Raw genomic sequence first — 12,365 nt, forward strand, 5'->3', positions numbered from 1 at the left:
GACCTCGGTGAACTCCTCGCGCGCGGACATGGGTGCGATCCAGAACCGCTTCACCTCCACCATCGCCAACCTGAGCTCCACCTCGGAGAACCTGTCGGCCTCGCGCAGCCGCATCCGCGACACCGACTACGCCAAGGAAACCGCCGAGCTGACCCGCACGCAGATCCTGCAGCAGGCCGGCACCGCCATGCTGGCTCAGGCCAAGCAGGCGCCGCAGAGCGTGCTGAGCCTGCTCCAGGGCTAAGCACGGACGCACCGCAACGCACCACGGGGCCCCTCCGCAAGGAGGGGCCTTTTTTTGACGCCCTGGATGCGGCACAGGATTTGCATGGCACGGGGAGCCGTCGCAACGCGCAGGCGCCGCTCAAGAAGCGCTCCCGCGCGCCGATACTCCCCTCAGCCGCTGGCGCACCGCGTGCCGGCCACCTCAAGGACCGCCACCATGTCCACCACTGGAATCGGCTCAGGCCTGGACATTCCCAGCTTCGTCGCCAAACTGGTGGCGAAGGAACGCCAGCCGCAGGAAGACCGGATCAACCGCGACGGTACCGCTTCCAGCGCGCAACTGTCGTCCTTGAGCACGATCAAGAGCGCGCTGTCCAACCTGCAGACGGCGATGAGCACGGTGTCCGACAGCGCCGACAAGGGCGCCTACAAGGCGACCATCGACGACGGCGCCGGCTATACCGCCACCGTGACCTCCAGCGCCAACGCCGGCAAATACGGCATCGAGGTGGTGAAACTGGCGCAGTCGCAGAAACTGACCTCGTCGGCCTATGCCAGCGGCGCCGTCGTCGGTGGCGGCACCCTGACCATCGCCTATGGCAGCACCACGCTCAACATCAACGTCGATGCCGGCAGCAAGCTCAGCGACGTGGCCGCCTTCATCAACAAGGCCGCCAACGGTGCCGGCGTGACCGCCAGCGTGGTCACCGCCGACGATGGCGACCATCTGGTGCTCAACGCGGTCGACACCGGCACCAAGGGCGCCCTGACCATCACCACGTCCGGCGGCGACGGCGGCCTGGCCAAGCTCACCTACCCGCCCGGCAACAACGGCGGGCTGACCCAGACCATCGCCGCCGCCGACGCGGTGGTGAAGGTGGACGGCTTCCAGCGCACCTCCAGCAGCAACACCATCGCCGATCTGGTACCCGGCGTGGCGATCAATCTCACCAAGGCGGTGGCCGGCACCAGCTTCAATCTCAACATCACCAACGACAACACCCCGCTGAAGGCCAATCTGACTGCCCTGGTCAGCGCCTACAACTCCGCCAACAGCGTGCTCAAGTCGTCCAGCGCCTACGACGCCACCAACAAGAAGGCCTCGCCGATGACCGGCGATGCGATGGTGCGCGGCCTGCAGCAGTCGCTGCGCCGGCTGGTCAGCGACAACGTGAGCGGCCTGATGGCGATGGGCGTGACCATCGACAAGGACGGGGTGATGAGCTTCGACAGCGCCAAGTTCGACACCGCGGCGGCCGCCGATCCGTCGGCGGCCAAGACCCTGCTCGGCAACAACGGCAGTTTCGGTACCGGCATGAGCACGCTGCTGAAGAGCAACCTGGACAGCACCAGCGGCACGCTGACCCAGCGGACCGACGCGATCAACAAGCACATCGCCGACCTGACCGACCAACTCGGCGATCTCGACAAGCGCATGCAAGCGCTGAGCGACCAGTACACCGCGCGCTTCACGGCGATGGAGACGCTGGTGACGCAGATGCAGAGCGTGAGCGACGGTTTGGCCAAGCAGTTCAAATGACGCACAGGCGGCCGCGCGGCTCAAGTCGAGACGCGTGGCGGCCGATAGAAAGAGTATCGACAGTCATTACGGATTGGCCGCAGCAACCGCAGCGTCGCCGCTCACCGGCGCGGCGCGGAGGCCAGCCGATCCACCCGAGGAGTTTTCCATGTACGGTTCCAGCCGCCAGTACGCCGAGCAATATCGCAAGATGGGCATTTCCACCAGCGTCACCGATGCCGATCCGCACAAGCTGGTCGCCATGCTGTTCGCCGGCGCCTGCCAGCGCATCCGCCAGGCCCAGGCCTGCCTCGCGCAGGGCGACCAGGCACGCAAGGGCAAGGCGATCGGCGAGGCCTGCGCCATCGTCGGCCATCTCAACGGCTCGCTCGACCACGAGGCCGGCGGCGAGATCGCCGGCAATCTGTCGGCGCTCTACGACTACGTGATGCACCGGCTGACCGAAGCCAACCTGCACAACGACGACGCCGCGCTGACCGAAGCGCTGGAACTGCTCAGCGAGATCGACGCGGCCTGGGCCGCCATTCCCGCGCAGCAGCGCGAACTGGCCACGGCGAACGCGTCGTGAGCATCCAGCTCGCCGACCTGCACAACGACCTGCACGAGTTGCGCGAGGTCCTGCGTGGCGACGACTACGCGCTGGCCCAGGCCATGGTCGCCGACCACGCGCGGCACCTGCAGGCGTATCTGCAGCAGGACGGCGCAGACCGCTCGCGCGAGGCGTTGAAGCCGTTGCTGGCCCTGCAGCAGGCGGTGACCGCGCAGATGCGCATGGAGCGCGACCATGCCGCGGCCTGGCTGCGCAGCAGCCGCCAGTCCAGCCACGCCGCGCGGCTCTACTCGCAGGCCGGACTGCTGGGATGAACACCGGCTCGGACGGCGCGGCGCAGCACCCGGCCGACGCCGAGCTGTTCCACGACACCCTCAGTTGCGAACTGGCGCTGCCGGCGGATTTCCGCCTGGGCAACGGCGCCGGCCGGCTCGCCGCCGGCGAAGCGCTGTTGCGCAGCCTGGCGCAGATCGAGGATCTGCGCGGCGAGGACGGCAGCGACGACCGCAGCGAGTCCACCGCGCAGACCCAGCGGATGGAGGCCAAGCTCGACCTGATGCTGGTGCTGCTGGGCCGGCTGGCCCGCCAGCACGAGGATGCCCTGCCGCTGCGGCCGCTGTGCTGGTCGCGCCGGGGCGTGCGGCTGGAGTTGGGCGCGCGCTCGGGCGCCACCGCCGGCGCCGCCGGCCTGCTGCGCCTGCAGCCCTCGGACTGGCTCCCGGACCACCTGGAACTGCCTGTGCGGGTGCTGGCCGAGGCCGCCACCGCGGGCGTCGTGCAACTTTGGCTACGGTTCGAGACACAGCCGCCGGGCCTGGAAGAGGCCCTGGAACGCCACCTGTTCCGGCTGCACCGCCGGCAGATCGCCGACAGCCGGCGCGCGCGCTGAGCCGGCACACCGCCCCCCGGACCGTCGCGGCGAGGTTGGCGGCGGCGGGCGGCTCGGCTAATGTGCGGCTCTGAATAGAAGGACCTGCACCGTGCGAGTCATCATCGTCGACGATCACACCCTGGTACGCGCCGGCCTGAGCCGGCTGCTGCAGACGTTTGCGGACGTCGACGTGGTCGCCGAGGCCAGCAACGCGCAACAGGCCGTGGACCTGGCCACCCTGCACCGCCCCGACCTGGTGCTGATGGACCTGTCCCTGCCGGGGCGCAGCGGCCTGGACGCGCTCACCGACGTGCTGCACAGCTCGCCCAAGACCCGGGTGGTGATGATGTCGATGCACGACGACCCGGTGCATGTGCGCGATGCGCTGGACCGCGGCGCCACCGGCTTCGTGGTCAAGGACGCCGCCCCGCTGGAGCTGGAGCTGGCATTGCGCGCGGCCAGCGCCAACCAGGTGTTCCTGAGCCCGCAGATCTCCTCCAAGATGATCGCGCCGATGCTCGGCCGCGAGCGCCCGGTCGGCATCGCCGCACTGTCGCCGCGGCAGCGCGAGATCCTGCGCCAGATCGGCCGCGGCCAGAGCAACAAGGAAATCGCCTCGGACCTGGGCATCAGCGTCAAGACCGTCGAGACCCACCGCGCGCGGATGATGGAATCGCTGGGCTGCCGCCGCGCCAACGATCTGGTCCTGCTGGCCGCACGCCACCAGGGCGAGCTGAGCTGAACTGGGGACGGCATCCCGACACGGGACATTGGCATGGCGCTTGCCTTAATCGGTCAGCAGGCGTGACGCTTCCGCCGGACCCCGCTGCATCAGGCATTACGCCGTCGACTGTCCGGCGCCCACGCGCCGCATGTCGGGAAATTCCTGACACGCTGTCGGGAATTTGACTACCCTACTCAGGAACCCCCCGATTCTGTTACCGTCGGGCGACAAGCACTATGCGTTCCACGGGCGCCAGAGGGTTGGCGCCGAACCGAGGAAGTCCGCATGAAGCCGACCGTTTCCGCCCAACTGGGCCAGCAACTGCATCTGACCCCGCAACTGCTGCAGTCGATCCGGCTGCTGCAGCTCGATGGCATGCAACTGGAACTGGAAATCCGCCGCGCACTGGAGACCAATCCATTGCTCGAGCTGGAAGAGCCCGAGGGCGTGATCGAGCCGGTGGTGAAGCACGAGGATGCGGCGCTGGAAACCGCGGCATTCGACGAACTGCCCGAATCCTCGATGTGGGACATCCCGGCCGCCGGCTGGAACGACGGCGAAGACGACCGCATGCAGCGCATCGCGGCGGGCGAGTCGACCGATCCGCACCTGCGCGTGCTGCAGCGGCTGGCCCTGGAACTGCCGGCGGCGGAACTGGCGGCGGCCGCGTTCTGGCTGGAACACTGCGACGATGCCGGCTACCTGGACGGCGCGCTGGCCACCCTGCAACAACTGGCCAGCGCCCGGCTAGGCCTGTCGGTGGCGCAGGCCGAGGCGGTCCGCCAGCGCCTGCTGCACGGCGACCCGGGCGGCCTCGGCGCCTGCGACCTGCGCGAGTGCCTGCAGGCGCAGCTGAGCGACCTGCCCGGCCGCGTGCCCGGCCGCCACCTCGCCGCGCGCATCCTCGCCGGCGACCTCGACCTGCTCGCCAGCCACGACTACGCCCTGCTCGGCCGCCAGCTCGACGCCGAGACCGACGACGTGCGCGAGGCGGTGCGGCTGATCCTGTCGCTGCAGCCGCGGCCCGGCGACAGCCTGCAGCCGCAGGATCTGGGCCATGTGCTGCCGGACGTGGTGGCCTGGCATGCCGACGGCACCTGGCGGGTGGCGCTGAACCCGGCCACCACCCACCGCGTCACCGTCAACCCGATGCACGAGCGCGCCCTGGCCGAGGCCGGCGACGCCGCGCAACCGCTGCGCGAAATGCTGCAGGAAGCGCGCTGGCTGACCCGCGGCCTGTCGATGCGCTACGAGACCCTGCTGCGCACCACCCGCGCCATCGTCGAGCGCCAGTCGGCGTTCCTGGTCAAGGGCGAGGAAGCGATGGCGCCGCTGACCCTCAAGGAAGTGGCAGAGGCGATCGGCATGCACGAGTCGACCATTTCCCGCATCACCACCGGCAAGTACCTGCAGACCCCGCGCGGCACGTTCGAGCTGAAGCACTTCTTCGCCGTGCGCCTGGAAGGCGCGGCGGTGTCCGGCCAGGCGGTCCGCGCCATGGTCCGGCGCCTGATCGAATCCGAGCCGGCGGGGCGGCCGCTGGCCGACGAGGCCATCGCCGGGCTGCTGTCGCGACAGGGCGTAAACGTGGCACGGCGCACAGTCGCCAAGTATCGTGAACAATTGGACATCGCTCCCGCACGCGAACGCCGCCGCGGCAGCAAACCGCTGCTGGCCCGTGCGGGCTAAGGAAAAACGACGCATATGAACAAACTGTCCGTGCTTCTGGTCGACGACCACGAAGGTTTCATCAACGCCGCCATGCGCCACTTCCGCAAGCTCGACTGGATGGAAGTGATCGGCAGCGCCGCCAATGGCCTGGAGGCCATCGAGCGGTCCGAGTCGCTGCGCCCGCAGGTGGTGCTGATGGACCTGGCCATGCCCGAGATGGGCGGTCTGCAGGCCACGCGCCTGATCAAGACCCAGGATCAGGCGCCCTACATCGTGATCGCCAGCCATTTCGACGATGCCGAGCACCGCGAGCACGCCATGCGTGCCGGCGCCGACAACTTCGTCAGCAAGCTGTCCTACATCCAGGAAGTGATGCCGATCCTGGAGGGACTTCGGACCGAAGGAGTGCCGGCATGAGCGAATCGCGGATCCTGGTGATCGATGACGACGCGGTGCGCGCGGAGCGGACCGTCAGCCTGCTCGAATTCATGGACCTCAACCCGCGCTGGGTGACCGACGTGGCCGACGTCCAGCCCGGCCGGCATCGGCAGACCGAGTGGATGGCGATTCTGGTCGGCGGGCTCGACGACCAGGACCAGGCCGATGCCTTCTTCGGCTGGGTGGCGCGCAGCTCGCTGCCGCCGCCGGTGCTGCTGCTCAACGGCGATGCGCAGGCCTTTGCGCAGCGCCATGGCCTGCACGAAGCCAACGTGTGGCAGCTGGAAGCGCCGCTGCGCCACGCGCAACTGGAAACCCTGCTGCGCCGCGCCAGCCTCAAGCGGCTGGACGCCGAGCACCAGGCCGGCGCCGCGCAGGACAACGGCCCGACCGGCACCAGCGCCGCGGTGACCCGCCTGCGCCGGCTGATCGACCAGGTCGCCGCCTTCGACACCACCGTGCTGGTGCTGGGCGAGTCCGGCACCGGCAAGGAAGTGGTGGCGCGGGCGATCCACCAGCAGTCGCCGCGCCGCGACGGTCCGTTCGTGGCGATCAACTGCGGCGCAATCCCGCCGGATCTGCTGGAAAGCGAACTGTTCGGCCATGAAAAGGGTTCGTTCACCGGCGCGCTGAGCGCGCGCAAGGGCCGTTTCGAGATGGCCGAGGGCGGCACCCTGCTGCTCGACGAGATCGGCGACATGAGCCTGCCGATGCAGGTCAAGTTGTTGCGCGTCCTGCAGGAGCGCAGCTTCGAGCGGGTCGGCGGCAACGTCACGATCCGCTGCAACGTGCGGGTGATCGCCGCGACCCACCGCAACCTGGAAGAACGCATCGCCGGCAATCAGTTCCGCGAGGACCTGTTCTACCGGCTCAACGTGTTTCCGATCGAGATGCCGGCGCTGCGCGAACGCAGCGACGACCTGCCGGCGCTGGTGCACACCATCGCCGCGCAACTGGCGCGGACCGGGCGCGGCGAAGTGCGCTTCTCCGAAGAGGCCTTGCAGGCGCTGCGCAGCTACGAGTGGCCGGGCAACGTGCGCGAGCTGACCAATCTGGTCGAGCGCCTGGCGGTGCTGCACCCGGGCGGCCTGGTGCGGGTGCAGGACCTGCCGGCACGCTACCGCGGCGACTTTGCTTCCTCCATCGACGTCTCGGCCCCGCCGGCGCCGATCGCAACCGATCCGCGGCGGGTACCCAACGTGGTCGACCTGCACGTCGGCGGCAAGCCGGGGACGGACGCGGATGCGCCGGCCCAGGCCGCGGCGACGCTGCCGGAAAGCGGCCTGGACCTGCGCGGGCACATGGCCAACATCGAGCTGGCGCTGATCAACGAGGCGCTGGAGCGCACCCAGGGCGTGGTTGCGCATGCGGCGCAACTGCTGGGCCTGCGGCGCACCACCCTGGTCGAGAAGCTGCGCAAGTACGGCATCGACCGCGACCAGACCGAACTGGCGAGCTGAGCCGGCGCACGGCGTCGGGTGCGGCCGCACCCGACGCGCCCCTTGTCCCTCGGAACGCCACGCCCTCTTCCCTTTCCCCGCCACCTGCCGACCCGACGCGGGCGCTGTCGCAGCGCGCGCGCTCGCGGCGGCCAAGCCAGGTTTCGCCTGCACCGCATCCCGATCGGCACCGCCGACAGTGGACAGGCACCTTTGGCATGTGGCTTGCTTCACGTTTCCACAGCACCGGGCGGCACGTTCCGCACCGGGGACTTCCACCCGTCGCCAGGCAGGTCCCATGTCCATCCCCGTCACCAGTCCGCTGCTGCCGCCCCTGGAGGCGTTCGTCCCCTACCTGGAGCAGATCTGGCGCAGCCGCATCCTGACCAACGGCGGCGACATGCACCGCGCACTGGAGAAGGCGCTGGCCGAATATCTGGGGGTCAACCACCTGGCGCTGCTGACCAACGGCACCCTGGCGCTGCTGACCGCGCTGCAGGCGCTGCGCATCACCGGCGAGGTGATCACCACGCCATACTCGTTCGTCGCCACCGCGCATTCGCTGCTGTGGCGCGGCATCAAGCCGGTGTTCGTGGACATCGATCCGCAGACCATGAACCTGGATCCGCTCAAGATCGAGGCGGCGATCACCCCGCACACCACCGCGATCATGCCGGTGCACTGCTATGGCACGCCTTGCGACACCGCCGCGATCGAGCGCATCGCCGATACCTACAACCTCAAGGTCATCTACGACGCCGCGCATGCGTTCGGGGTCAAGGACGCCGGCGGCTCGATCCTGCGCCACGGCGACCTCAGCGTGCTCAGCTTCCACGCCACCAAGGTGTTCAATACCTTCGAGGGCGGCGCCATCGTCTGCCCGGACGCCAAGACCTACCAGCGCATCAGCCGCCTGAAGAACTTCGGCTTCGTCGACGAGACCACGGTGGTGGCCACCGGCATCAACGGCAAGATGAGCGAGATCAACGCCGCCTTCGGGCTGCTGCAACTGCAGCACATCGACGACGCACTGGCGCAGCGCGGGGCGATCGACGCGCAGTACCGTCGGCGCCTGGCGCAGGTGCCGGGGATCCGCTGCCTGGCGCCGCGGGAACCGGGACTGTCCAACTACGCCTCGTTCCCGATCCTGGTCGAGGACGCCTTCCCGCTGGTGCGCGATGAACTGCACCGGCTGCTGCGCGGCCACGACATTCTGGTGCGCCGCTATTTCTACCCACTGATCAGCGACTTCCCGATGTACCGCGGCCTGCCCTCCTCGGCCCCGGCCGGCCTGCCGGTGGCGCGGCAGATGGCCGAGCGCGTGCTGTGCCTGCCGATCTTTCCCGGACTGGCGGCCGAGCAGGTGGACGCCATCGTCGACCTGATCGCCGCGGCGGGCGGCGTCATGCCCGCGCGCCCTTCCTCTTCCGCTAGCATCACCGCCCCTCCCTCCTTCGCCCAACCCGTGGAACCCGCAGCATGAGCCAAGAGACGTTTATCGAGAATTTCCTGTCCGCGACCGATTTTCAGAATCCGGTCGAGGTGAACATGGATACGGTGCTGCGCGAACTGCCGGAATGGGATTCGCTGGCCGCGCTGGGCGTGATCGTGATGTTCGACATGGAGTACGGCAAGACCATCACCGGCGAGCACCTGGCCGCCGTGGTCACCCTGGGCGATCTCTATCAGCTGACCGAGGCATAGCATGCCGACCTCCACGTTGCACAACGTGCGCTTCGCCGGCATGGCGACCTGCGTGCCCAGGCGCGTCGTCTCCAACCTCACCGATTGCCGGCCGCAGATCCGCTCCGAACGCGAGCGGCTGGTGCGCAACATCGGCATCCACACCCGGCGCATGGCCGCGGACTGGCAGTGCTTTTCCGACCTGGCCTTCGACGCGGCGCAGGTGCTGCTGGAGCGCCTGCAGTGGCAGCGCGAGGAGGTCGATGCGCTGATCGTGGTCACCCAGTCGCCGGACTATCCGATCCCGGCCACGGCGATCATCCTGCAGGACCGCCTGGGCCTGTCGCACGCCACAGTGGCGTTCGACGTCAACCTGGGCTGCTCGGCCTACCCGTTCGGCATCAACCTGCTCGGCTCGATGATCGCCGCCGGCGGGGTCAAGAAAGGCCTGCTGCTGGTGGGCGACCGCAGCGCCACCTTCGACGATCCGATCTTCTCCGATTCCGGCACCGCCACCGCGCTGGAGTTCAGCGCCGACGCGGCGCCGATGCATTTCGACCTCAACAGCGACGGCAGCGGCTATCGCGCGATCATCCTGCCGGTCGGCGGCCATCGCGAGCCGGTCGGGGTGCAGCACCTGATCCCATATCGCGCCGACGAGAACGACCACTGGCACCGTGGCGTGGACCTGCAGCTGGACGGCGTGGCGGTGCTGAGCTTCTCCACCCAGCGGGTGCCGCCGGCGGTGCAGAAGCTGCTCGACTACAGTGGCGTATCCAAGGACGAGGTCGATTACTTCGTGTTCCACCAGGCCAACCGGATGATCAACGAGACCATACGCAAGAAGCTCGGCCTGCCGCCGGAAAAGGTGCCCTCCACCCTGCACGATTTCGGCAACACCAGCGGCGCCTCGCTGCCGGTCACCATGACCGCGCGCATAAACAAGGAACTGGAAGCGGGCCGCAAGCGCGTGCTGCTGTGCGGTTTCGGCATCGGCCTGTCGTGGGGCACCTGCCTGATCGACATCGAGGGTGCGGTGTTTCCGGAGTTGATCGAGTCGTGAGTGCCGACATCGATCCAAGCGACCCGTTCGCGCTTCATGGCAAACGCATCCTGATCACCGGTGCCTCGTCGGGCATCGGACGGCAGATCGCGCTGAGCTGCGCGGAGATGGGCGCGCAACTCGTCGTCAGCGGTCGCGACGAGGCCCGCCTGGCCGAGACCTTCGCCGCATTGCAAGGCGCAGGACACGCGCAGGTCATCGCCAATCTGGACAGGCAGGAAGACATCGACCGCTTGGCGACCTCGGTCGGCGTCCTGGATGGCGTCGCGCACGCGGCCGGAATCGCCCGGCTGGCACCGTTCCGGCTGATGAACCGAGCGCATCTGGACGAAACCTTCGCCAGCAATGTGTATGCGCCGCTGCTGCTGACGCGCGGCTTGCTGGCGAAGAAACGCATCAACGCCAATGGCTCGATCCTGTTCATCTCGGCGGTGGGCTCGCACATCGGTCCTGTGGCCACCGCCGCCTACTCGGCCAGCAAGGCAGCCCTGCTCGGCGCAATGCGCACTCTGGCGCTGGAAGTGGCCAAGCACTGTATCCGCGCCAACTGCATCGTGCCGGGTTACGTGCGCACCCCCATGCTAGAGGGTCTCAAGCAGAGCGGCGGCAACATCGACGAGCACGCCAAACTGACCCCGCTGGGACTGGGTGAACCTGAAGATGTAGCTTACGCGGCGGTCTTTTATCTGTCCGACGCCAGCCGCTGGGTCACCCGCAACTACTTCCTCGTAGATGGCGGCCTCACCGTGCCGATGGATATCTACGCATGAGCAATCCGACGCGCAGAGCCTTTTCCCTAAGTGGCAAGACCATCCTGGTCACCGGCGCATCGTCCGGCCTTGGCCAGGAAATCGCACTGACCTGCGCACGACGCGGCGCGCGCCTGGTCATCAGCGGTCGCGATCCCGAACGTCTCCAGCAAACCCATGCGCAACTGGCCGGCGACGGGCATGTGCAGGTGCAGGCCGACCTGACCGTGTCGGAGGACCAGGAGCGCCTGGTGCAAGCCAGCCGGCGCGTCGACGGCGTCGTGCACTGCTTCGGCGGGCAGATGCTGTCGCCGATCCGCCAGCTGAAGGAAGAACTGATGACGCGCATGTACCAGGTTCATTTCCTGGCACCGGTCATGCTGACGCAGCGTCTGCTGCAAGCCAATGCCATTAACGCGCAAGGCTCCATCGTGTTCATGCTGTCCACCTCCGCGCATATTGGGACACGCGGCGTGGGACCGTATTCGGCGATGAAGTCCGGCCTGCTGGGCATTATCCGGTGCCTAGCGTTGGAACAGGCGAAGCACCGTATGAGAGTCAACGGCATTTCGCCATCGGCCGTGCCCACTCCGCGCCTTTGGGGTGAGGACGATGGGCTCAACGCGCTGCTCAACCAGCAACGCGCGCGCCACCCACTGGGTCTGGGCACACCGCAAGATGTCGCCAACGCCGCGGTTTATTTGCTGTCCGACGCCAGCCGCTGGGTTACCGGCACCAGCCTGGTCATGGACGGCGGAGCGGTGCTCTGATGGAACGGGCCCTCATCATCGGCGCCGGTGGCTGGGGCCGCGAAGTATTGGAGCAAATGCATGACGACCTCGGGCATGGCAAGGACTGGCTGATCGGCGGGTTCCTGGACAGCCGCGCCGGCATCCTCGACCGCTACGACATCGACACGCCGATCATCGGCGATCCGATGAGCTACCAGCCACAGCCTGACGATGTGTTCGTCTGTGCGATGGGCAACCCCTACGACCGCCACCGCTACGCGCTGCCGATTCTCGAGAAAGGCGGGCGGTTCATTCCCATCCTGACCGACGTCCGCCTGGGCAGACGGGTGCACTTCGGCCAGGGCTGCTTCTTTGGCCTGCTGGTACAGTCCGGGCCGGACGTGCGCATTGGCCACTTCGTCACCATCCACGCCCAGAGCATGCTCGGGCACGACGTAAGCATCGGCGACTACGTGCACGTTGGCGCAATGGCATTCATGGGCGGCGGCGTCCAGATCGGCAACTTCGTCACCGTACATCCGCGCGCCACCCTGATGCCCGGCGTCAAGGTCGGTGACGGCGCGGTCATCGGGGCCGGCGCGGTGGTCATGAAGGACGTACCGGCCGGCGCCAGCGTGTTCGGCAACCCTGCCCGAATCGTGTTCCAGAAAGACATTTGAC

The 12,365-nt window shown here is 68.0% G+C and carries 15 protein-coding genes; all 15 read left to right on the forward strand.

Annotated elements, in window-relative coordinates; genetic code table 11:
* The coding region (locus CEK65_RS19295; protein ID WP_255424566.1) for a flagellin at positions 1–244 on the forward strand (244 nt) is incomplete at its 5' end.
* A 198-nt stretch (positions 245–442) separates the two neighbouring features.
* The gene (gene fliD, locus CEK65_RS19300) at positions 443–1,765 is read left to right on the forward strand and encodes a flagellar filament capping protein FliD (RefSeq protein WP_017916434.1); all 1,323 of its coding nucleotides are present in this window, start codon (positions 443–445) and stop codon (positions 1,763–1,765) included.
* Between the two features lie 148 nt (positions 1,766–1,913).
* The gene (gene fliS, locus CEK65_RS19305) at positions 1,914–2,333 is read left to right on the forward strand and encodes a flagellar export chaperone FliS (protein ID WP_010341674.1); all 420 of its coding nucleotides are present in this window, start codon (positions 1,914–1,916) and stop codon (positions 2,331–2,333) included.
* Positions 2,330–2,629 carry a hypothetical protein gene (locus CEK65_RS19310; RefSeq protein ID WP_150411152.1) on the forward strand — a complete coding sequence of 100 codons (300 nt, stop codon included), beginning with the start codon at positions 2,330–2,332 and terminating at the stop codon, positions 2,627–2,629. The genes fliS and CEK65_RS19310 overlap by 4 nt, the downstream gene beginning before the upstream one ends.
* Positions 2,626–3,204: a PilZ domain-containing protein gene (locus CEK65_RS19315; protein WP_017916432.1), complete on the forward strand. Its 579-nt coding sequence runs from the start codon at positions 2,626–2,628 to the stop codon at positions 3,202–3,204. The genes CEK65_RS19310 and CEK65_RS19315 overlap by 4 nt, the downstream gene beginning before the upstream one ends.
* Positions 3,205–3,295: 91 nt before the next feature.
* A complete protein-coding gene (locus CEK65_RS19320; RefSeq protein ID WP_017908534.1) occupies positions 3,296–3,928 on the forward strand; it encodes a response regulator transcription factor in 633 nt (210 codons plus the stop codon).
* A 267-nt stretch (positions 3,929–4,195) separates the two neighbouring features.
* Positions 4,196–5,599 carry an RNA polymerase factor sigma-54 gene (rpoN, locus tag CEK65_RS19325; RefSeq protein ID WP_152182696.1) on the forward strand — a complete coding sequence of 468 codons (1,404 nt, stop codon included), beginning with the start codon at positions 4,196–4,198 and terminating at the stop codon, positions 5,597–5,599.
* Positions 5,600–5,614: 15 nt separating this feature from the next.
* Positions 5,615–5,998 (forward strand): response regulator transcription factor, encoded by a 384-nt coding sequence (locus CEK65_RS19330; protein WP_010341669.1) that lies wholly within the window; start codon positions 5,615–5,617, stop codon positions 5,996–5,998.
* The gene (locus CEK65_RS19335; protein ID WP_017908532.1) at positions 5,995–7,479 is read left to right on the forward strand and encodes a sigma-54 dependent transcriptional regulator; all 1,485 of its coding nucleotides are present in this window, start codon (positions 5,995–5,997) and stop codon (positions 7,477–7,479) included. Before CEK65_RS19330 ends, CEK65_RS19335 begins: the two co-directional genes overlap by 4 nt.
* Positions 7,480–7,756: 277 nt before the next feature.
* A complete protein-coding gene (locus tag CEK65_RS19340; protein WP_152182697.1) occupies positions 7,757–8,941 on the forward strand; it encodes a DegT/DnrJ/EryC1/StrS family aminotransferase in 1,185 nt (394 codons plus the stop codon).
* Positions 8,938–9,162, forward strand: coding sequence for an acyl carrier protein (locus tag CEK65_RS19345; RefSeq protein WP_152182698.1), 225 nt, complete (start codon positions 8,938–8,940; stop codon positions 9,160–9,162). Before CEK65_RS19340 ends, CEK65_RS19345 begins: the two co-directional genes overlap by 4 nt.
* A 1-nt stretch (position 9,163) precedes the next feature.
* Entirely contained in the window at positions 9,164–10,204 is a 1,041-nt protein-coding gene (locus CEK65_RS19350) for a ketoacyl-ACP synthase III (RefSeq protein ID WP_017916428.1), read from the forward strand.
* Positions 10,201–10,974, forward strand: coding sequence for an SDR family oxidoreductase (locus CEK65_RS19355; RefSeq protein WP_152182699.1), 774 nt, complete (start codon positions 10,201–10,203; stop codon positions 10,972–10,974). The genes CEK65_RS19350 and CEK65_RS19355 overlap by 4 nt, the downstream gene beginning before the upstream one ends.
* Positions 10,971–11,723 carry an SDR family oxidoreductase gene (locus tag CEK65_RS19360; RefSeq protein WP_017916426.1) on the forward strand — a complete coding sequence of 251 codons (753 nt, stop codon included), beginning with the start codon at positions 10,971–10,973 and terminating at the stop codon, positions 11,721–11,723. The genes CEK65_RS19355 and CEK65_RS19360 overlap by 4 nt, the downstream gene beginning before the upstream one ends.
* Positions 11,723–12,364 (forward strand): acetyltransferase, encoded by a 642-nt coding sequence (locus tag CEK65_RS19365; protein ID WP_152182700.1) that lies wholly within the window; start codon positions 11,723–11,725, stop codon positions 12,362–12,364. The genes CEK65_RS19360 and CEK65_RS19365 overlap by 1 nt, the downstream gene beginning before the upstream one ends.
* Position 12,365: the final 1 nt, after the last annotated feature.

Source organism: Xanthomonas sp. LMG 12459, assembly GCF_009192905.1.
GTDB classification, from domain to species: Bacteria; Pseudomonadota; Gammaproteobacteria; order Xanthomonadales; family Xanthomonadaceae; genus Xanthomonas_A; species Xanthomonas_A sontii.